This is a genomic window from Corynebacterium variabile (assembly GCF_006539825.1).
Lineage (GTDB): Bacteria > Actinomycetota > Actinomycetes > Mycobacteriales > Mycobacteriaceae > Corynebacterium > Corynebacterium variabile.
The window spans coordinates 113,961-133,777 of sequence record NZ_BJNT01000004.1 but is presented as its reverse complement, the minus strand read 5'-3'; the positions used below and the strand labels follow the sequence as shown (position 1 = coordinate 133,777).

Below are 19,817 nucleotides of genomic sequence, written 5' to 3'. Positions count from 1 at the left end.
CGGCACCGTAGATTCAGAACGGTAACGCGGTGCACGACCGCTGCCCTGCCTCACGCAGGGCACAAGAGAGCATTCCTGCACACCGCCGTCTGACCGTCATCTGACATGTCACTGACCCCAGCCGGACCCAGGAGGTTCCATCTGCCATGAGCACGCTCTTCATCGACGCCGTCATCATCCCCGTCGACCCCGCCCAGCCCCGCTGGTTCCGCGGCTGGCTCTCCGTCGACGACGACGGACGCATCACAGGTCTCGGCGAAGGGACACCGGACCCTGCGACCACCGCGGCGTTCTCCGAGGTCGTCGACCTCAACGGCGCCTTCCTCGCGCCCGGATTCATCTCCGCGCACAGCCACATCTACACCGGCGGCATGCGCGGCATCGCCCACACCGAACCGCTGTACACCTGGGTCACGCAGAACTCCGCGATGCTCGCCGAGGCAGACCCGGAGATCATGTACTGGCTCTCCCGCGCCGGTGGACTCGACCACCTCGCCGCGGGTGTGACCAGCGTCTACAACTTCACCCAGTCGCGCGTGGTGTGCCGGTTCGACTACGCGTCCTCCACGCTGAAGGCGGTGAAGGTCCACGACCCGGACTTCGTCACCCGCCAGATCGACGGCGTGGCGGACGCCGGTATCCGGTTCGTCACCTCGGTACGCGTCGACGACGAGCAGCTTCCCGAGGCGGACGCCGTCGCCGGATTCGACGCCGCGATGTCCCACCTGACCACCATCGACGCCAAGACCCCGGCACTGAACCTCGGCGGCTCGGTCTACGGCGCGGTGCAGTGGGCGTCCGGCCGGCGGACCGCCGAGCTGGAGAAAGAGCTGATGGAGAAGTGGTCGATCACCAACCAGGCGCACTTCGTGGAGACCGCCGAACAGATCGAGATCCAGCAGGCGAAGTTCGACTGGTACGACGACGCCGGTGTCCTCGGCACCGACTTCGCCTTCGGGCACTTCGTCCACCCGACCGAGCGGATGGTCGAACGGGTGGTGGAGTCCGGTACGTCGGTGGTGTGGCAGGCGATGTCCAACGGCCGCCTCGGCTCCGGCATCGCCGACATCACCGGGTTGCTCACCAAGGACGTGACCGTGGGCATGGGTGTCGACGACCAGTCCTGCACGGACACCTCCGACCCCTTCGAAAACATGCGCACCGGACTGTTCACCCAGCGTGCGGTCCATTCGGACGCCTCGATCATGTCGGTGGACCGGGTGCTTCACCTGCACACCCTCGGCTCGGCGTCCTCCATCGGGGTGTCGGACAAGGTGGGTTCGCTGACGGTCGGCAAGTACGCCGACCTGGTCGTCGTCGATCCTCGGCATCCGGCGACCGGGCCGGTGTGGGATCCGGTGGCGACCTATGTGCTGGCCTGCGGACTGCGCCACATGCGCAAGGTCTACGTCGGCGGGAAGGTCGCCTTCGACGCGGACCTGCCCGGTGGCGTGACCGGTGCCGACGGCGTGACCTACAACGAGGTCAACCGGGCCGCCGACGAGGGCATGGTCCGCTCCGCGGTCGCCGGCGGGTTCACCCCGGCGTACTGAGGGGCAGGGACGTCGGGCCCGGTCGGGTGTCGTAACGGGGGATGTCCGCATCGCGCAGTCTGAGGCTGTCTGGGACCCCTCGTGAGCGACCTCACGCTGCGCGTTGCCGACATGCCCTGCCAGCCGTCCCGGATGGAACGCCTACGCTGTGAACCATGCGCATCACCGTCATCGGGGCCGGCGTCACCGGCCTGTCCTGTGCCCTCGAACTCGCCGGAGCCGGTCATGAGGTGACCGTCGTCGCCGACCACGGCCCCGGGGACACCGTCTCCGCCCGCGCCGGCGCCCTCTGGTTCCCCTACGACGTCACCGTCGAGAATGCTCCTGACCTGGAGAAGCGCTCGCTGATCAGGTTCGTCGAGCTGGCGGGGCAGGCCGAGGCCGCACAGTCCGAGGGCGCCGACGATGTCACCGACGACATCGCACCGGTCGAGATGCGCCGCGGCTTCCTCCGCGAGCGCCTCGACCCGCCGGACCGCTCCTGGGTCCCGACTGTCACCGAGGTTCTCGGGGAGGACGCCGTGACCGAGGTCGAGCGCGAGGGCGCCCAGGGAGCCGAGCGCGGTGTCGAGACGACACTGCCGCTGATCATGACCCCGACCTACCTCGCCTGGCTCATGGACTCCTGCCGGATCGCCGGGGTGGCGTTCCGGTGGAAGACGGTGGAGTCCCTCGACCTGCTGGTCAAGGGCGCCTACAACACCGCTCCCCCGGAAGCGGTCATCATCTGCGGGGGACTCCGCGGCGGCGAACTGCTCGGCGGAGACGACGAGGTCACCCCGGTTCGCGGCCAGGTCATCGTCTTCGCCAACGGCTCCGACGACGAGGACGGGGACGGCGGAGAGGACGGTGGCCCCGTCCTCACCGACTGGTACGTCGATGACGACGATCCGGAGAACATGACCTACGTCTTCCCCCGGGTGGACGACATTGTCGTCGGTGGAATCGCCGAGGTCGGCAACGGGAATGAGGATCCGGACGCGGAGACCGCCGAAGCGATCCTCGCCCGGGCCGAGGCCCTGGTCCCGGCGCTGAAGGAGCTGCCGATCCTCGGTCACGGCGCGGGGCTGCGTCCTTCCCGGTCATCACTGCGCATCGAGCAGGTGGACACGGACGAGGTCAGCATCCCGGTCATCGCCGCCTACGGGCACGGCGGGGCGGGCGTGACCCTGAGCTGGGGCACGGCCGAGCGCGTCGCCGAGATGGTGGAGCAGCTCTAGGACGGCTCGCCGAGCAGCAGCACGAGGAACTCGCACAGGCAACCGGGTTTCACGGTGCCGTCCCCACCATCGATCTCGAGGGTGAGGTCGAGGGTGACCAGCGTGCCGGAACCTTTGGGGACCACGTCGGCGAGAACGGCGTGGGCGCGGATCCGGTCGCCGACGTGCACCGGGACGGGGAAGCGTGCCTTGTTCAGGCCGTAGTTGATCAGTGCGGGCCAGGCGGAGAAGTCGAAGGTCTGGCCGGCGAGGGTGGGCAGGTACGAGAGACTGAGGAAGCCGTGGGCGATGGGGCCGCCGAAGGGGCCGGCGTCCGCCCGCTCCTTGTCGACGTGGATCCACTGGTGGTCGTCGATGGCGTCCGCCATGGTGTTGACCCGCTCCTGGGTCATGGTGGTCCAGTCGGTGACGCCGAGGTCCTCGCCCTTGGCGTCGGTCAGTTCCTCGGTGGTGGTGAAGGTGCGCATGGAATCTCCTGGGTAGGTGGAAAAGGATCGGAACAGAGGTCGGATCCGGGGTCAGATGAGGGCATCGTCGAGGTCGTGGAGCCGCCGGTCCTTGCTGGCAACGAGGTCGAGCTGGGCGTCCACCCGCGGCAGCAGGTGGTCGATGAAGAAGGACGCGGTGAGCAGCTTCGACTTGGCGAAGTCCTCGGAGCCGGTCTTCTCCCCCAGGGCGCGGACCTGGTCGGCGAGCAGCCAGGCGATGACGATGTCGCCCGCGGCCTCGAGGTACATGGTCGCGTTGGACAGTGCGGTACCGGCGTCCTTGTCCTCCCAGGCGATGGCCGTGACCTCGGCGAGGCGCGTGGTGCGGGAGCGCAGCGGGTCAGCGAGCTCCGGGTGGCTGTCCGCCAGCCCGTCGCAGGTCGTGGTGATCCGGCCGAGCAGGTCGCGGAAACCGGAGCCGCCGTCGAGCAGGACCTTGCGTCCGAGCAGGTCAAGGCCCTGGATGCCGTGGGTTCCCTCGTGGATCGGGTTGAGCCGGTTGTCGCGGTAGAACTGCTCGACCGGGTAGTCGCGGGTGTAGCCGGATCCGCCGAGCACCTGGATCGCCAGGCTGTTGCCCTCCAGGCACCACTGCGACGGCCAGGACTTCGCGACCGGCGTGAGCACCTCCAGCAGCTGGTGGGCCGCAGTGCGCTCCTCCGGGGAGGACGCCGCCACCGACTCATCGAGCACCTTCGCGGCATAGAGGATCACCGCGACCGCGCCCTCGGCGTAGGCCTTCTGCTCCAGCAGCATCCGGCGCACGTCGGCGTGGCGGATGATCGGGACGGCCGGGGTCTTCGGGTCCTTGGCGTCCAGCGGACGGCCCTGGATGCGACCGCGGGCGTAGTCCCGGGAGTGCAGGAACCCGGTGACGCCGAGGGCGGTCGCGCCGGCACCGACGCCGATCCGTGCCTCGTTCATCATGTGGAACATGTAGAACAGGCCGCGGCCTTCCTCCCCGATGAGGTATCCGGTGGCGTCGTCGTAGTTCAGCGCGGTGTTCACCGTGCCGCGGTAGCCCATCTTGTGGTTGACGCCGACGAGGGTGACGCCGTTGCGTTCCGTGAGGTTGCCGGGCTCGCCCAGCCACTTGGGGACGATGAACAGCGACAGTCCCTTCACCCCGGGGCCGCCGGTGCGGGCGAGGACGAGGTGGACGATGTTCTCGGAGATCTCCTGGTCGCCGCCGGAGATCCACATCTTGTCACCGCGGAGGCGGTACGTGCCGTCCTCCTGCTTCGTCGCGGCGGTGGTGAGGTCTCCGAGGGCGGAGCCGGTGCCGGGCTCGGACAGGTTCATCGTGCCGAACCAACGACCGTCGAGCATCGGGGGGAGGAACTTCTTCTGCAGTTCCTCGGTGGCGTGGGTGCGGATGAGGTTTGCCGCACCGGTGGTGAGCAGGGCGTAGGAGACGGTGCCGACGTTCGCGGCCTGGAACCAGAGGAACGCCGCCCGGTAGATCGTGGCCGGGAGGCTGAAGCCGCCGAACTCCTCGTCCATCGTCGCGGTGAGGAAGCCGGCGTCCGCGAAAGCCTTGAGGGCGGGCTTCACCTCGTCGATGGTCTGCACCTTGCCGTCGACGAGCGTCGGTTCATTGAGGTCGCCGGTGCGGTTGTGCGGCGCGAAGAGGTCTTCGCTGAGCTGCCGGGAGACGTCCAGCAGTCCGTCGAAGGTCTCCCGGCTGTGCTCGGCGTAGCGCTCGAGGTCGGTGAGGGATTCGACGTCGAGCCAGTCGTAGAGACAGAAGTTGAGGTCGGCAGCGTCGAGGATCAGCGATTCTCTGGTGTCCATGGGGCTCCTCGGTACGGGCGGATCGGTTGCTCTGAATTGTGATTCATTACATTACCCGACCCAACATACCCGACTCCCCGGCCGTTCACCGCCGGATCATCGATGCCGCCGGAAAAACGACCGGAACAACGACCGGGGCACCAGCACGGCCAGCACCCGGGCGGCGCGACCGCCGCGCCCGGCAAGGTCCTCGACCGCACCGTCCAGCAGCCCACGCAGCTCCTCACGCGAGTCCGAGTAGTCCCGGCCGCCGAAGCGCTCCGCCGAGGCGGCGGACGCCAGCGCCTGCACCTGCTCACCGCCGAGCTGTTCGGCCCAGGCCTCGGGGGTGCGGGCGCGGAGGTCCTCCACCGCCGGGCTCAGCCCCAGGTCCGTGGCCTTCGCGGTGGTCTCGGACCAGGCGTCCTGCGCGGGGTGGTCACCGGAGGTGATCCCCCGGCGGCGCCACCGGCCCACCAGCCACCGCACCAGCGCCGGGACCAGGAGCAGCAGGATCACACCCGCCGCGACCAGCACCGGGAGCGGAACTGTGAACCTTGAATCCGCGGCGTCGTCCTCATCAACCTCAGAGGACTCCGGATCCTCCGGCATTTCCTCCGACTGCGGGATCTCCGAGGATTCCGACGGCTCCGTGGGTTCCGGAGTTTCCGTCGGCGTTTCGGATTCAGCCGGCGGCTGCTCCGAGGGCTCCGGCGGTTCCGGGGTCTCCTGGGCAGGGGACTCCCCGGCAGGCTGCCCCTCCGCGGGGACGTCCATGCCACCGGGACCACCGGGTGTCGGCTCGAAGGCGACCCAGCCGACGCCGTCGACGAGGATCTCCGGCCAGGCGTGCAGCTCGCGGGCCTTCACGTTCGTCGGCCCGTCAGCATTGGACCGGGCCGCGTAGCCCACCGCCATGCGGGTGGGGATCCCCAGCTCACGGGCCATGACGGTGAAGGTCGAGGCGTAGTGCACGCAGAACCCGGCCCGCTGGGTCAGCAGGGACTCCATGACCGAGTACGGCGAGTCCGGATCCGCCCCGGGGTCGTAGGGGACCGAGTCGTCGTAGCGGAAACCGCCGGTGCGGAACCAGTTCTCCAGCGCGTACCCGGCCTGGATCCGGTCCGTCGCTCCCCCGGCCGCCTCGGTCGCCGCATCGCGCAGTGACGCCGGCACCTCTCCCGGAAGTTCCAGGTAGGACGCCTGGTCGATCGCCCCGGTGTCCACACCCGACGCCGCCAGGGCACTCAGGTCCACGTCGCCGAGCCGGCTGGAGACCAGCGGCACCGACTCGACGGTGTACAGGTCACCGTCGCGGGTCACGGCCGTCGACGCCTTTGCGGTCGCGGAGTCTGTCATCCAGGTCCACTTTCCCGGGTCGAAGTCATTGCGGTGCTCGTCCAGCGGCACCACCCGGTACGCCGACTGCGGCAGCGGCAGCCACTCACTGCGCAACCCGTCCATCGTCACCGTCGTCGACTCCAGGCCCGGCGGCACCTGTGCCGACCGGGGTTCATCGAGGCTGATATCCGCAGCGTCCTCCCTCGGGGTCCAGCGTCCGCCGTCGAAGTCGGCGAGAGTGGCCAGCGTGAAGTAGTGGGCGCCCGGAGTCTCCGTCTCGAAGCTGAAGACCCTGGATCCGCTGCGCTTCTGCAGGTCCTCGGCCAGGGAGACGGTGACGTCCGGCACGGTGCTGTTCACCGGGGACTTCACCACCGCCGGGTTCCAGACGCGGTCGGTCGCGTCCGGCATCGCGGCGACGACGCCCACCGCGATGACGCCGGCCAGCGCCGCCATCGTCAGTCCCGGCACCGAGATCCGGGGCGCGGCGGTCCAGGCCAGCAGCACCAGCAGGACGCCGGCCGCGATGATCAGCGGCCGGTCGACGACCACACCCGTCGCCGCGACCGGGGCGAGCAGCAGCAGTGACAGGAACCCGCCGGTGGCGAAGGGCGCACCCACCCCGACCAGCAGGGACGCCGCCGCGATGCCCAGCATCAGGCCCATGAGCAGCAGCAGGTCGCTGACCGGGCCGGTGGGGTCGAAGGGGGTCGCCGCGGTGTTGACGATCTGCGCCGCCCGGTCGAACATGTCGACCGGGCGGCGTAACCACTCCCCTGCACGGCCGGTGCCGAGGAACAGGGCGAGCCATGTCCCCGCACCGGCCAGGGCACCACTGACCAGGGCGAGTGTCTCCCGACGTGGCGGGAGGACCGCGGCCACGGCCGTCGCGGGCAGGACGGTCACGCCGAAGATGAGGAGGATCTGCCTCTGCCACGCGCCGACGTGGAAGATGAGGTCCATCGACTGCAGGACCACGGCGCACAGCAGGGTGATGAGGACGCCCGCCATCAGCAGTCGGGGTCGGAAGCTACGGGTGGAGGCGGAAGTCGGGGCGCTCACCGGGACGCCACCTCCGGAGTATCCGCGGGGAGTTCCACGGCAAGCTTCTCCACGGCGACGAGTTCACCGGTGGCTCCATTGTCTCCGGCGTCCCGCATCCGGTCACTGAGACCGCGGGTGACGGTGCCGGTGACGATCACGTCGGCGGGGAGCACCGGGGCGTCCCCGGGTGTGTCCCCGGCAGTGTCCCCGGCTGTGTTCGTGGTGCTGACGAGCGCCAGGACGCGGCGCACCTCGTCGCCGTGACCGCAGGCCTCGACCGGCCGGTCACCGCAGGTGAGAAGGACGCGGTAGCCCTCCTCCAGCAGCCGGTCGGCGAGCGTGACCGTCGTCGAGACCGCCGTCTCGAAGGACGCCTCAGAGCTGTAGCAGGTGGCATCGGCGACGAGGTGCACCGTCGCGTCCTTCAGATCGGGGGCGTCGTACTGGTTGACCAGCAGCTTGCCCAGGCGGGCGCTCTGTTTCCAGTGGACCTGGCGCACGGCGTCCCCGGTACGGAACTCGCGCAGCACACCGGCCGGGACGCCGGACACCGCCGAGTAGTCCACGGCGGCGCCGTCACCGTCGTCGGAGCGGGCCGGCAGCGGGCCTGGGATCTCCTCGGGCAATCCGTCGAGCGGGCGGGGCAGGACCAGGAGGTCACGGCCGGCGTCCACCCGGATCCGGCGGACGACCAGGCCCAACGGGTCCGGCAGGACGAGCCCGGTGATACCGGTCCACTGCACACCACGCTGCCGGGCGCGGAAGGCCACCCGGGACTCGACCGGGGCGCGTGCGACAGTGGCGTCCTGCCGGACGGCGCGGTCACCGAAGAGCCACAGCACCCGGGTGTGCAGCGTGAGCGGGAGGCGTTGGACGACCGTCGCGGAGCAGGCGATGCCGCCACCGACCGTCGGGGTGGCGTCCGGCACGTCGACCTCGGTGCGCATCCGCGCCAGAGGCGGTACCACCAGCACGAACAGCAGGGAGAGCAGCAGCATCACCGCGGGAAGCACCATGAGGTAGCGCAGGTCCTGGAGTTCGAGGACGCGCCACAGGACCACGAGAATCACGGCGCAGATGAGGAACCCCCAGCCACGCCCGGTGAGTGCGACCGGCAGGGTCTTTCGCTTCGCCCTCATCGCAGCCCCGTCAGCGCAGCCCGGTCGAGGCGACGATCCGGGAGACGACAGTCACCGCCGTGGAGTGGGCGTCGCCGACCGTGGCGAAGCGTCCCCGCATCGACAGGCGGTGCGGCAGCACCATGGCCGCCAGGTGGGCGACATCGTCGGGGATGACGAAGCCACGGCCCTGCATCGCCGCACGTGCCCGGGCCGCGCGGATCAGGTGCAGGGTGGCACGTGGGCTGGCGCCGAGGGCGATGTCGGGGTGACGCCGCGTCGCCGAGACAATGTCCACCAGGTAGCGGGCGACCGGCTCACCGACGGCGATGTCCCGGACCGCATGCTGGGCGGCGAGGACGTCGTCGACACTGACGACGCTGCGCACCAGCTCCTCAGGACGCCGCGCACCCTGGGAGAGCACCATGTCGATCTCCGCCTGCGGCTCCGGGTAGCCCAGCGAAATCCGGGTCATGAAACGGTCACGCTGCGCCTCGGGCAGCGGGAAGGTCCCGGCCATGTCCTGCGGGTTCTGGGTCGCGATGACCATGAACAGGTCCGGCAGGTCATGGGTGGTGCCGTCGACGGTGACGCGACGTTCGGCCATCGCCTCCAGCAGGGCGGACTGCGTCCTCGGCGAGGCCCGGTTGACCTCGTCACCCACGGCGAAATTGGTGAAGACGGGGCCGGGGTGGAACTGGAAGCGCCGGGCCTCGTCGTCGTAGACGGTCACGCCGGTGACGTCGGTGGGCAGCATGTCCGAGGTGAACTGGATGCGCCGGACCTCGGCGTTCACCGATCCGGCGAGGGCTGTGGCCAGGGTCGTCTTACCGACGCCGGGGACGTCCTCCAGCAGGACGTGCCCGCCGGCCAGCACGGTGGTGATGACGGCGTCGATCGCCGCGGTCTTGCCCTTGAGGACCTGCGCCAGGGAGGTGTGCAGGGTGTGGGCCAGATCGCGGACCGCTGTGACGGCGGCGTCAGTGGTGGTGTCGTTCATCGACGCGTCCTCCCCCTCAGGATCCGCGGTAGGTGGAGTAGCCGAAGGGGTTGAGCAGCAGCGGAATATGCAGGTGGGAAGGGGTCGCCGGGTCCACCTCGGGGTCCTCGACAGTGAACGTGATGTCCACCCACGGGTAAAGGGTGGCGGTGTCGGCGGCGGCGAGGAAGTCACCGGTGTGGAAGCGCAGGCGGTAGGTGCCCGGGGCCGGGTCGACGGTGAAACGGTACCGGCCGTCGGCGTCGGTCGTGGCGGACTCCAGGACAGTCGGATCGGCGGTGACGTCCGGGCCGTGGTCGGTGACCTCGAGCTTGACGAGTTCGACCTGCAGGCCCTGGGCGGGCAGACCGGTGGTGGTGTTGAGGCAGTGCGTGGACAGACTCATGATGGTGCTCCTTAGTCGTTGACGGTGCCGCGCAGGCGCAGTCCGTTGATGGCGTCGAGCTGGCTGATGCTGAACAGCCACTCCTCGGCCGGGTCGACTGTGAGCCGTCGCTCCAGCTCGGCCCGGATCTCCGCACTCGACCGACCGGCGGCCTTGATGAGAAAATTCCAGCCGAAGTGCTCCCGGTAGGTCGGCTGGAGCTCACGCACGGCGTCCAGGTCGGCGGACTCCGTCGCACCCGCCTGCTCGGAGGCGGACCGGGAGCCGGTGGAGACGCTGCCGCCGATCGGGGGGTGGGCGTTGACCGCCGCCAGGACCTCAGACTCCGGCTGGGCCGCAAGCAGGGAGGACGCCGCGTCGACGAGTGCGTCGACCGAGGTGAACGGGCGGGCGTCGGCCACCGAGACGGCCAGAGGAGCGGAACCGAAGACGGCCTCCAGTTCCGGGGTGACGTCGGCGGCCGGGGCGTCGTTGAAGTCGGCGAGGGTGAACGTGGTCATGGCGCCATCGTAGCCATCCCCGCACCCGGCGTCCCCACCAGCGTGCCGTTGACCACCACCCCCGCGACCGTCCGGTCGTCGCCGAGCATGAGGCAGGCGAAGAGGAGCTCCTCGGTGGTGGTGCACTGTGCGGCACGGTGGGCGAGGACGGGATCGGCGGGTGTCCCGGACGCGGCAGTGCCGGCTGCCGGGTCGAGGATGACGAGGTCGGCGTCCTTCCCCGGTGTGAGGCTGCCGACGTGTGCGTCCACCCCGAGGGCACGGGCACCGTCGAGGGTGGCGTGGTGCAGCAGGTCGGCGGCGGTCAGCGGGGCGGAGCCGGTGGAACTGGCGAGGAGACGGGAGACCTTGTACGCCTCCCCCGCCGTGGCCAGCGGGGACAGCGAGGTGCCGGCGCCGACATCCGAGCCGAAACCGATGCGCAGGTCCGGGACCTTGCTGCGGATGTCCTTGAGCGGGAAGAGTCCGGAGCCGAGGAAATTGTTCGAGGTCGGGCAGTGTGCCAGCGAGGCCCGGGCCTCGTCGAGACGGGTGAGTTCGCGGTCACTGAGGTGGACCGCATGGCCGAAGACGCCGCGTTCCCGGACCAGACCGGCGCGGTCGTAGACATCGGTGTAGTCGGTTGCCTGCGGGAACAGTTCTGCCACCCAGTCACACTCGGCGGTGTTCTCCGCGAGGTGGGTCTGGATGACGACGTCCGGGTAGTCGGCGGCGAGCTCACCGAGGGCCCGGAGCTGGGCGTCCGAGGAGGTCGGTGCGAAACGCGGGGTGATGGCGTACTCCAGGCGTCCGGTCCCGTGCCAGCGATCGATGAGTGCCTTACTGTCCGCGACGGCGGACTCGGGGGTGTCGAGCAGGTCGGCCGGGGCGTTGCGGTCCATGCATATCTTGCCCGTGATGATCCGCAGGTCCTTACGCTGCGCGGCCGTGAACAGGGCGTCCACGCTGTGCGCGTGGACCGTGGAGAACACCAGGGCGGTGGTGACACCGTTGCGGAGCAGCTGGTCGGTGAAGAACTCCGCGGTGGCCTCGGCATGGGCCTTCTCGGCGAAGCGGGCTTCGGCGGGGAAGGTGTAGCGGTCGAGCCAGTCGAGCAGCTGCTCGCCGGGCGAGGCGATCATCCCGATCTGCGGATAGTGGACGTGGCAGTCCACGAGGCCGGGGATGATCAGTGCGTCGCCGTGGTCGAGGAAGGCAGTGTCAGGGTAGGCGTCCAGGATGTCGGACGCCTCCCCCACCGCCACGATGGTGGAGCCGTCGACGACGACGGCGCCGTTCGGGATGTCGAGCAGTTCGGGGGTGCTGGGCGAGGTGTTGGTGGAGGTCGCGTCCTGCGGGGTGACGACGTGACCGAGGTGGATGTCCACGGGGGATTCTCCTGGGGAATGGGGTCGCAGAGGGGCTGGGCGGTGTGATGCCCGCTCACGCCCCGTGGGCGATCTGTCCCCTGGTCCACGCCCGGAGGTGTCCTGTCCCGTGTCTCATGGGCACGAGTATGCCGGAGCCGTGTTTCGGCCGTGTCACATCGGCGCATCGCGCAGCAGCCGGGCTACTCCTGCTTCCGCTCCTCGGCGGCACGGATCTCCTCCGCCTTCGCCGCCGCAGCGCGGGCCTCGGCGACGGCGGTGCGGGCGTCCTCCGCCTTCCGTACCGCCCAGGCGGCCGCACGCTCGGAGTTGTTGAGCACAACCGAGGTGGATTCGGAGTCTCCGGTCGGGCCACCGGCGGTCTCCTGCTTCCCCGCCAGCGCCGGGGCGAGGTGCCCGCCGTTTTCCCGGTTGAGCAGCAGGTTCAGCAGGATGACGACGATCGCGCCGGCGGAGATACCGGAGTCGACGATCATGCCGAGCTCGTCCGGCAGCTTCTCGTACATGCCCGGCTGCACGCTCGGCAGCATCGCCACGGCGATGGACACGCCGACGATCAGGGCGCGGGTCTCCGTCCAGGCGACGGTGGACAGCGTCCTGATGCCGGATGCGGTGACCATGCCGAACAGGGCGACACCGGCACCGCCGAGCACCTCGGACGGAATACCGGTGACGACCGCACCCATCTTGGGCAGCAGGCCCAGCAGGACGAGGATGACGCCGGCGGCGGTGACGACGAAGCGGGACGCGATGCGCGACAGGGAGACCAGGCCGACGTTCTGGGCGAAGGCCGTGTAGGGGAAGGTGTTGAAGACACCACCGAGGACGGTGGACAGGCCGTCGGCGCGCAGACCGTCGGACAGGGTGCGGCCGTCGACCGGCTTCTTCACCACGTCACCGATGGCGATGATGTCGCCGGTGGTCTCGGTCATGATGACAAGGCCGACGATGACCATGGTGAAGATGGACGCCGCATCGAAGGTGGGGGCGCCGAACTGGAACGGTGTCGGCACGCCTACCCAGTCGGCGGGCCCGACCTCGGACCAGTCGGTCTTGCCCATGAACTGGCCGATGACGGTGCCGACGATGATGCCGCCGAGCACGGCCAGTGACTTCATCGACGCGGGGGCGAACCGGTGGATGGCGATGACGATGACCAGCGTGACGAGCGCCAGGACGAAGCCCGCTGCGGTCCCCTGGTCGGCCTCGTCGGCGGCGGAACCGTTGAAGACCCAGCCGGCGGCGACGGACAGCAGGGACAGTCCGACCACGGTGATGATCGTGCCGGTGACCAGTGGCGGGAAGTAGCGGACGATCTTCGCGAACAGCGGGGCGACGAGGATCATCACCACACCGGTGACGATCACCGACCCGTAGATCGCGGTGACGCCGTGCTCGGAGCCGATGGAGATCATCGGGGCGACGGCGACGAAGGAGACACCCTGCATCAGCGGCAGTTTCGCGCCGAACCGCCACAGTCCGATCGACTGGATCACCGAGGCGATACCGGCGACGAACAGGTCCGCGACGACCAGGTGGTGCAGGTCGGCGGCGTCGAACTGGCCGGCGTTGATCAGTGCGCCACCGACGATGAGCGGCACGGCGACGGCACCGGCGTACATCGCCAGGACGTGCTGCAGCCCGAGGATGATCAGCCTGGGCAGGGGCGGACGCTGGTCGACCGGGTGGACGGGGGTTGCCTCGTCAGTCCCGGCGGTCTCAGGAACGGAAACATTCATGCCCGTCAGTGTCCGCGGGCCGTGTTACCGCCAGGTGACGCCGGTGTTGCAGGAGAACGTGGAACGTGCCCGGTCGGGGACGCTGTCAGGAACCGACCCGATTCTGTCGATTGAGCCCGGCCGAAAGTACCGATTCGGGTCAGTTGGCGACGCTCGCGTGCGTCGCCGCCCACTCCCGCGTGCGGGCCACATCGGAGTCCATGCACTCGATCAGCGCGTCGACGGAGTCGAAGGCCAGCTGGCCGCGCAGCCGCTCGCACAGGTGCACCGCCAGGGTCCGCCCGTAGAGGTTCTTCGAGTGGCCCGCCGGGAAGTCCAGGACGAAGGCTTCCAGTAGGAACATGCCTTCCGGGCCGTAGAACGTGGGACGCCGCCCGATGGACACGGTTACCGTGAGGGTCTCACCGCCGACAGGGTCGGTACCAGCCCCGTCAGGACCATCTCCGAGGTCCTCGGCGACACCGGCCCACACGCCGGTGAGGTCCGCCTCCTGCTCCGGGCTCAGCCCGGTGACCGCGATGTTCGCGGTCGGGAACCCGAGTTCGCGTCCCCGCTTATCACCGTGCTCGACGGTGCCTGTGACGATGTGCATGGTGACCTCCTGAGGTTGGTCAGGGTGGATACGGATGAGTCGGGCGTCCTACCGGAAGTTGGGGACGACCTGGTCGATGAAGAGCTGCAGCGAGGCCTTCTTCTCCTCATGGGCCATCGAGTTGTCGATCCAGTAGGAGTACTCGTCGTAACCCATGTCCTCGTAGTTCTTCAGACGGGCGGTGACCTCCTCCGGAGTACCGATCATCGCGGACTTGTGGAGGGAATCGACGTCGAACTCGGGACGCTCGGCAACGGTCTCCAGCGGCTGCGGGTCAAGGAAGCCGTTTTCCGGGGTCTTCTTGCCGAAGGCCCAGGAGCTGAAGGTGCGGTAGTAGCGGCTCACGGCCTCGGCGGCAGGACGCCATGCTTCAGGCTCGTCCGGGGAGTGGACGAAGGTGTGGCGCAGGACCATGATCTCGGGCTTCCGCTCGATCTCCGGGTGATTGGCGACGGCACCGTCGAACTTGTCCTTGAGGTCCTTGACCTCGGCGTCGTCCTTCATCAGCGGGGTGACCTGGACATTGCAGCCCTCGGCGACGGCGAAGTCGTGGGTCTCGGCGGTGCGGGCCGCGACCCACACCGTCGGGCCGTCACCCTGGACCGGCTTCGGCACCGAGGTGGAGGTCGGGAAGGACCAGTGCTCACCGTCGTGGGCGTAGTCGCCCTCCCACAGCTTCTTCATCGCCGGGATGAGTTCACGCAGGTAGGTGCCGCCGTCCTTGGCGGACAGGCCACCGGCCAGGCGGTCGAACTCGAACTGGTAGGCACCGCGGGCCACGCCGATCTCGGCGCGTCCTCCCGAGATGACGTCGAGCAGCGCGGTCTCACCGGCGGCGCGCACCGGGTTCCAGAACGGGGCGATGATGGTGCCCGCACCGAGCCGGATGGTGCTGGTCTTGCCGGCCAGGGCCGCCAGGGAGACCATCGGGTTCGGGGCGACGGTGTACTCCATCGAGTGGTGCTCGCCGGTCCAGACGGTGCCGAATCCACCGGTCTCGGCCAGCTGCACGAGCTCGACGAGGTTGTTCCAGTGCTCTTCGTGGGAGATGGAGTTATCCCAGCGCTCCATGTGGATGAACAGTGAGAAACGCATTATGAGTTCCTTTCGGCGATAGTGACGTTTGTGCGGGCCCACAGGTCGTGCGGTACCTCGCGGACGATGACGGTGATGTTCTCGGGGGCGGCGTCCACGGTCTGTTCCGCGACCTTGTGGACGCCGTCGATCAGCGCCCGGAGCTGCTCGGGGCTGCGTCCTGCGGCGATGGAGATGTCGATGAATGGCATGTGGGTCCTCCTCAACTAGCCGCGCATGACGAAGGGGTCGGCGACCGGGCCCTCGTCGGTGTTGATCCAGACGGACTTCAGGCGGGTGTACTCGTTCATGGACTCGATGCCGTGCTCGATGCCGACACCGGACTTCTTGAATCCCTGCCGCGGCGACATCGGCGACATCGCCCGGTAGGTGTTGATCCACACCGTGCCTGCCTCCAGGCCACGCGACATGCGCATCGCCCGCTGCAGGTTCGAGGTCCACACACCGGCGGCGAGGCCGTACTCGGTGTCGTTCGCCTGGCGGAGCACCTCCTCCTCCGTCTCGAAGGGGATGACAGCGGTGACCGGGCCGAAGATCTCCTCACGGCAGACGCGCATGTCGTTGGTGGCGTCGGTGAGGACGGTCGGCTGCAGGAAGTAGCCGGGCAGGTCGACGTCCGGACGCTCACCGCCGTAGTGCACGGTCGCGCCCTCGGACTTCCCCAGCTCGATATAGGACTTCACCTTGTTGAGCTGATCCTCGAAGGCCAGCGGCCCGAGCTCGGTGTCATCGTCGAGCGGGTTGCCGATCTTGATGGTGGACGCCCGCCGGCTGACCTTCTCCAGCAGCTCGTCGTAGACGGAGCGGTGGGCGAAGACGCGGGACCCGGCGATGCAGGTCTGGCCGGCGGCGGCGAAGACACCGGCGACGACTCCCATGGCGGCGTTGTCGACATCCGCGTCCCCGAAGACGATGTTCGGGGACTTGCCGCCGAGCTCGAGGGTGCAGCCGATGAAGCGTCCGGCGGCGGACTTCGCGATGCCGGAGCCGGTGGCGGTGGAGCCGGTGAAGGAGATCTTCGCCAGGCGCAGGTCATCGACCAGGGCGGCACCGGCTTCTGAACCGTAGCCGGTGACGACATTGACGACGCCGTCGGGGAAGCCTGCCTCGGAGGCGATCTCGGCGAGCCGGATGATAGTGCGCGAGGTGTACTCCGAGGGCTTGATGACCAGGGTGTTTCCTGCGGCCAGGGCCGGGGCGAGCTTCGAGATGGTCAGCGTGATCGGCGAGTTCCACGGGGTGATCGCACCGACCACGCCCAGCGGTTCACGCATGGTGAAGTTGATGATGTCCAGGCTCGTCGCCGGGATCTGCGAGCCCTGGATCTTGTCGGCCAGGCCACCGTAGTAGTAGAGGTACTCCGGCACGCTCTTGAGCTGGCCGCGCATCTCGCGCAGCAGCTTGCCGTTGTCGAGGCTCTCGTAGAGGGCGAGTTCGTCGCCGTACTCCCCGATGAGGTCGCCGAACCGGCGGAGCAGGTGACCACGCTTCGTGGCGGTCAGGCCGGCCCACGCGGGGCTGCGGAAGGCCGTGGCTGCGGCGTCGACGGCGGCGGCGACATCCTCGTCGGTGCCGCGTGCGACCTGGTAGAGGGTCTCGCAGGTGGCCGGGTTGGTGGAGGCGAAGTATTCGCCGGACGCAGGGGCGCGTCGCTCTCCGTTGATGAAATGGTCGAGACGGTCAGTGGTGGTGGAAGACACAGTTCCCACTCCTTCCGGTGGTTTTAACGGGTGGTGCTCACGAGTTCAGCGATCAGTGCGCTGAGCAGCTCTGGGTGGGTGTCCGGCACCATGTGCCGGGCGCCCTGGATGATGTGGACGTGAGTGCCGGGGATGCGCTCGGCGATCCGGTACGACATCTCCGGGGTCGACCCCGGGTCCTCCGATCCGGTGACGGCGAGCACCGGCACGGTGATGCGGTGCAGTTCGGGGGCGAGTTCGGCGTCCCCGGTGGCGAAGACCCGGTAGACGTGCAGGTAGGAGGGCACGTCATTGGCCAGCAGGATGCGCCGGGTGCGGTCCCGCAGGGCCGGTGCGCCGGGGATGCCGGCGCCGTCCGGGAACCAGCGGTCCACGGCGCGTTCGGCCCCGAGGGCGAAGTCGACCCCGGCGGTCTCCAGGCGTCCGGCGACGGCAGCGGCCTCCTGCCCATTCCGGTCGCAGACCGAGTTCACGCAGGTCAGGGTGAGAACGCGGTCCGGGTGGTGCACGGCGATGTGCTGCGCGATGAGGGCGCCGACCGAGAATCCGACAAGGTGCACCGGCCCGGCCGGCATCCGGTCGAGCACGTCGGCCGCCAGGTCACCGAGGCTGACCTCGTGGGTCAGCGGCGGCTGTGCGCCGTGGCCGGGCAGGTCGAGCGCGATGACCTCAGAGTCCGGGAGGACGCGGCCGAGTTCGGCGGACACGGCGTCCCAGATCGTGCGGTCGAGTCCCACCCCGTGCAGCAGGACGATCGGTGCGCCGGTCATGACATGGCCTCTACTTCTCCGCCGCGTTGAAGGACGCGAGGCGTTCCTGCGGGCGACCGGACGCCGTGCCGCCGAGGGCGATGACGATCTCGTCGGCGTGCGGGGCGTCCGACACCCGGCACTCGACGGTCTGGTGGTGGGAGCGGACGGTGGCGTCCGTGAAGTGCTTCAGCGGCATGTCGAAGGGGGCGCCGGAGACGCCGCGCTTCTCGACGGCGGGCAGCAGGGTCGAGGCGTTCGCGGCGTCCCGGAAGTGGTTGCCGAACTTCAGGGTGTGGATGAGCGCGGAACCGTGCTCGATCTCGCCGTCGGTGCCGACGATGGCGGCCTTGCCGAAGGCCTCCAGCGGGCCGCCGAGGGCCTCCATGACGCGCGGGGCGAGCAGGGCGCCCAGGTCAGAGGCGGTGGCGTCGATGCCGGGGGCGAGGTCCTCGACGAAGCCCTGCCCGGCCCACGGGTTCCTGATGACCGCGGCGACGACGACCACGCGCTTGGCGGGGCTGACCTCGCGTCCGCCCTCGGTGAAGATCTCGTCGACGGTGGTGGTGAGCTTGCGGAGTTCAAGGTGTCCGAGAGTCATTCTAGATTCTGCCTTTCAGGATGTCGGTGGTGACGGGGATGTCGGTCGTGCGGTCCCCGATGCGGGGGAAGGGACGCGGTCCAGTGGATGCCGCGGCGATGACGCAGATCTCGTCGGCGTGCGGGGCGTCCGCCAGGGAGACGTCGATGGTCTGGTAGTGGTCCCGGTTGGCAGCGTGGGTCTTGTGCCACATCGGGACGTGGACGTCCGTGCCGGGTTCGGTACGGCCGTCGGTGAAGCAGATGATCGAGGTGCCCTCGAGCATCTCGCGGAGGAGGTTGCCGAAGTACGGGGTGTGGATCAGCGCGCCGGCGTGCTCCAGCTCGCCGTCCGTGCCGACCAGCGCCGCCTTGCCGAAGGCCTCGATGTTGCCGGCGCCGCCGAGAGTCTCGACGAGTCGGTCGGCGAGCAGCTTGGCGATCACCGGGGCGATCTCCTGGGTCGCGTCATTGAGGTCGGCGTCGGTGCCGGTGGAGACCCCGTCGACGATCCACGGGTTCTTCACCACGGCGATCGCCGCGGCCTTGTGGACCGGGGTCTCCAGGGTCGCGCCGGCCTCGGCGATGACCTCCTCGGTCACGAGGGTGACCCGGCGGACGCCGAGGGCGGCACCGAGTTCCTCGAAGGTGGTGGGTGTGCTCACTGCTGCTCCTCTGTGTCTGCTGTGTGTGCTGTGTCTGTTGTGTCGGTATTCCCGAAGGTCCGGTGCAGTGCCGCCCGGCTGGACGCGTGGACGTGGTCCCGCATCGCCATCTCTGCCCCGAAGGGGTCCTTCTGCCGGATCGCCTCCAGCACCTTGTGGTGCTCCCGGTCCGACTCGGTGAGCCGCTTCGGATCGGCGACGGTGCTGCTCACGAGACGTTCATAGGCCAGCTGGTTCATCAACCAGCTGTAGGTCTCGGTGAGTTTCGAGTTGTCCGCACCACGCACGAGCGTCCAGTGGAACTCGCCGACCAGTTCGGCGTACCGGGCCGAATCCCCGGCGGACGCGGCGGCGTCTGAATCCTCGACGTTGCGCTGCAGCGCCTCCAGCTCCGGGATATCCCCGCGGCGGGCCATGAGGGATGCCGCGAGCCCCTCCAGGCTCTCCTTGATCTGGAACATCTCGACGATCTCCCGGCGTGAGGGCTCGTGGACGAAAGTGCCGACGCGGGGGCGGATGTGGACCAGGCCCTCCATCTGCAGGACCTTGAAGGCCTCGCGGACCGGGGTGCGGCTGACGTTGAACTCCTCGGCCAGCGCGGTCTCGGGGATGAGCTCCCCGGGGGCGAGCTCACCGGAGATGATGCGGGACCTGATCTGTTCGATCAGAGGAGTGCCCGGAGTGTTCTCAGTGGCTGTCTGTTGCATGCAAGCGACTGTGCCACGGAATACCGACGCACGCAAGGGGTCGGACGCATGTTTTTCACCGGGGGTAACCATCTCTCGACCCCCTCCCTGTTTCCGGGAGATGACATGAATTGTTACATCTACATGCAGAATTACCGTATTCAGGAGACTTTCACCGGTACGCGGAAGTGCTCCGTCCATGGTCCGCGACCGGGAGGTGGCG

19 protein-coding genes are annotated in these 19,817 nt (G+C 68.9%); 2 read left to right on the top strand and 17 right to left on the bottom strand.

What is annotated here, in order from left to right:
• Positions 1-146: 146 nt before the first annotated feature.
• Positions 147-1,553, top strand: a complete 1,407-nt coding sequence (locus tag CVA01_RS02325) for an amidohydrolase family protein (protein ID WP_141328324.1) — start codon at positions 147-149, stop codon at positions 1,551-1,553.
• 155 nt (positions 1,554-1,708) lie between these two features.
• Positions 1,709-2,773, top strand: coding sequence for an FAD-dependent oxidoreductase (locus CVA01_RS02320; RefSeq protein ID WP_141328322.1), 1,065 nt, complete (start codon positions 1,709-1,711; stop codon positions 2,771-2,773).
• Here the strand turns inward: CVA01_RS02320 and CVA01_RS02315 are convergent.
• The 17 genes from CVA01_RS02315 to CVA01_RS02235 all read right to left on the bottom strand — a co-directional run bounded on the left by CVA01_RS02315 (position 2,770) and on the right by CVA01_RS02235 (position 19,615).
• The gene (locus CVA01_RS02315) at positions 2,770-3,240 is read right to left on the bottom strand and encodes a MaoC family dehydratase (RefSeq protein WP_141328320.1); all 471 of its coding nucleotides are present in this window, start codon (positions 3,238-3,240) and stop codon (positions 2,770-2,772) included. The two genes, CVA01_RS02320 and CVA01_RS02315, sit on opposite strands and share 4 nt — an antisense overlap.
• Positions 3,241-3,291: 51 nt before the next feature.
• Positions 3,292-5,055, bottom strand: coding sequence for an acyl-CoA dehydrogenase (locus CVA01_RS02310; protein WP_141328318.1), 1,764 nt, complete (start codon positions 5,053-5,055; stop codon positions 3,292-3,294).
• A 96-nt stretch (positions 5,056-5,151) separates the two neighbouring features.
• Complete coding sequence (locus CVA01_RS15415) at positions 5,152-7,437, bottom strand: transglutaminase TgpA family protein (protein ID WP_141328316.1); 2,286 nt, start codon at positions 7,435-7,437, stop codon at positions 5,152-5,154.
• Entirely contained in the window at positions 7,434-8,558 is a 1,125-nt protein-coding gene (locus CVA01_RS02300; RefSeq protein WP_141328314.1) for a DUF58 domain-containing protein, read from the bottom strand. The genes CVA01_RS15415 and CVA01_RS02300 overlap by 4 nt, the downstream gene beginning before the upstream one ends.
• Before the next feature lie 10 nt (positions 8,559-8,568).
• Positions 8,569-9,537: an AAA family ATPase gene (locus tag CVA01_RS02295; protein WP_141328312.1), complete on the bottom strand. Its 969-nt coding sequence runs from the start codon at positions 9,535-9,537 to the stop codon at positions 8,569-8,571.
• A gap of 16 nt (positions 9,538-9,553) precedes the next feature.
• Positions 9,554-9,922 carry a hydroxyisourate hydrolase gene (gene uraH / locus CVA01_RS02290; protein WP_014011153.1) on the bottom strand — a complete coding sequence of 123 codons (369 nt, stop codon included), beginning with the start codon at positions 9,920-9,922 and terminating at the stop codon, positions 9,554-9,556.
• 11 nt (positions 9,923-9,933) lie between these two features.
• Positions 9,934-10,422 (bottom strand): 2-oxo-4-hydroxy-4-carboxy-5-ureidoimidazoline decarboxylase, encoded by a 489-nt coding sequence (locus CVA01_RS02285; RefSeq protein WP_141328310.1) that lies wholly within the window; start codon positions 10,420-10,422, stop codon positions 9,934-9,936.
• Positions 10,419-11,789 carry a guanine deaminase gene (gene guaD, locus CVA01_RS02280; RefSeq protein ID WP_141328308.1) on the bottom strand — a complete coding sequence of 457 codons (1,371 nt, stop codon included), beginning with the start codon at positions 11,787-11,789 and terminating at the stop codon, positions 10,419-10,421. Before guaD ends, CVA01_RS02285 begins: the two co-directional genes overlap by 4 nt.
• Positions 11,790-11,971: 182 nt before the next feature.
• Positions 11,972-13,528, bottom strand: a complete 1,557-nt coding sequence (locus CVA01_RS02275) for a nucleobase:cation symporter-2 family protein (protein WP_141328306.1) — start codon at positions 13,526-13,528, stop codon at positions 11,972-11,974.
• A 139-nt stretch (positions 13,529-13,667) separates the two neighbouring features.
• Positions 13,668-14,120: a riboflavin kinase gene (locus CVA01_RS02270; RefSeq protein ID WP_073884563.1), complete on the bottom strand. Its 453-nt coding sequence runs from the start codon at positions 14,118-14,120 to the stop codon at positions 13,668-13,670.
• A 48-nt stretch (positions 14,121-14,168) separates the two neighbouring features.
• On the bottom strand, positions 14,169-15,215 hold the full coding sequence (locus tag CVA01_RS02265; protein WP_141328304.1) for an LLM class flavin-dependent oxidoreductase: 1,047 nt from the start codon (positions 15,213-15,215) through the stop codon (positions 14,169-14,171).
• Entirely contained in the window at positions 15,215-15,406 is a 192-nt protein-coding gene (locus tag CVA01_RS02260; RefSeq protein ID WP_141328302.1) for a tautomerase family protein, read from the bottom strand. Before CVA01_RS02260 ends, CVA01_RS02265 begins: the two co-directional genes overlap by 1 nt.
• A 15-nt stretch (positions 15,407-15,421) precedes the next feature.
• A complete protein-coding gene (locus CVA01_RS02255; RefSeq protein WP_141328300.1) occupies positions 15,422-16,915 on the bottom strand; it encodes an aldehyde dehydrogenase in 1,494 nt (497 codons plus the stop codon).
• 23 nt (positions 16,916-16,938) lie between these two features.
• Positions 16,939-17,685, bottom strand: a complete 747-nt coding sequence (locus tag CVA01_RS02250) for an alpha/beta fold hydrolase (RefSeq protein ID WP_141328298.1) — start codon at positions 17,683-17,685, stop codon at positions 16,939-16,941.
• A 10-nt stretch (positions 17,686-17,695) separates the two neighbouring features.
• The gene (locus CVA01_RS02245; protein ID WP_141328296.1) at positions 17,696-18,265 is read right to left on the bottom strand and encodes an amino acid synthesis family protein; all 570 of its coding nucleotides are present in this window, start codon (positions 18,263-18,265) and stop codon (positions 17,696-17,698) included.
• A gap of 1 nt (position 18,266) precedes the next feature.
• Complete coding sequence (locus CVA01_RS02240; RefSeq protein WP_141328294.1) at positions 18,267-18,908, bottom strand: amino acid synthesis family protein; 642 nt, start codon at positions 18,906-18,908, stop codon at positions 18,267-18,269.
• Positions 18,905-19,615 carry a GntR family transcriptional regulator gene (locus tag CVA01_RS02235; protein ID WP_141328292.1) on the bottom strand — a complete coding sequence of 237 codons (711 nt, stop codon included), beginning with the start codon at positions 19,613-19,615 and terminating at the stop codon, positions 18,905-18,907. Before CVA01_RS02235 ends, CVA01_RS02240 begins: the two co-directional genes overlap by 4 nt.
• Between the last annotated feature and the right edge of the window lie 202 nt (positions 19,616-19,817).

Coding starts and splice junctions, on each gene's coding strand:
- CVA01_RS02260 (WP_141328302.1), bottom strand. CDS start 15,406: ATGCCATTCATCGACATCTCCATCGCCGCAGGACGCAGCCCCGAGCAG.
- CVA01_RS02275 (WP_141328306.1), bottom strand. CDS start 13,528: ATGAATGTTTCCGTTCCTGAGACCGCCGGGACTGACGAGGCAACCCCC.
- CVA01_RS02235 (WP_141328292.1), bottom strand. CDS start 19,615: ATGCAACAGACAGCCACTGAGAACACTCCGGGCACTCCTCTGATCGAA.
- CVA01_RS02270 (WP_073884563.1), bottom strand. CDS start 14,120: ATGCACATCGTCACAGGCACCGTCGAGCACGGTGATAAGCGGGGACGC.
- CVA01_RS02285 (WP_141328310.1), bottom strand. CDS start 10,422: ATGACCACGTTCACCCTCGCCGACTTCAACGACGCCCCGGCCGCCGAC.
- uraH (WP_014011153.1), bottom strand. CDS start 9,922: ATGAGTCTGTCCACGCACTGCCTCAACACCACCACCGGTCTGCCCGCC.
- CVA01_RS02250 (WP_141328298.1), bottom strand. CDS start 17,685: ATGACCGGCGCACCGATCGTCCTGCTGCACGGGGTGGGACTCGACCGC.
- CVA01_RS02295 (WP_141328312.1), bottom strand. CDS start 9,537: ATGAACGACACCACCACTGACGCCGCCGTCACAGCGGTCCGCGATCTG.
- CVA01_RS02265 (WP_141328304.1), bottom strand. CDS start 15,215: ATGCGTTTCTCACTGTTCATCCACATGGAGCGCTGGGATAACTCCATC.
- CVA01_RS02320 (WP_141328322.1), top strand. CDS start 1,709: ATGCGCATCACCGTCATCGGGGCCGGCGTCACCGGCCTGTCCTGTGCC.
- CVA01_RS02300 (WP_141328314.1), bottom strand. CDS start 8,558: ATGAGGGCGAAGCGAAAGACCCTGCCGGTCGCACTCACCGGGCGTGGC.
- CVA01_RS02325 (WP_141328324.1), top strand. CDS start 147: ATGAGCACGCTCTTCATCGACGCCGTCATCATCCCCGTCGACCCCGCC.
- CVA01_RS02310 (WP_141328318.1), bottom strand. CDS start 5,055: ATGGACACCAGAGAATCGCTGATCCTCGACGCTGCCGACCTCAACTTC.
- CVA01_RS02245 (WP_141328296.1), bottom strand. CDS start 18,265: ATGACTCTCGGACACCTTGAACTCCGCAAGCTCACCACCACCGTCGAC.
- CVA01_RS02315 (WP_141328320.1), bottom strand. CDS start 3,240: ATGCGCACCTTCACCACCACCGAGGAACTGACCGACGCCAAGGGCGAG.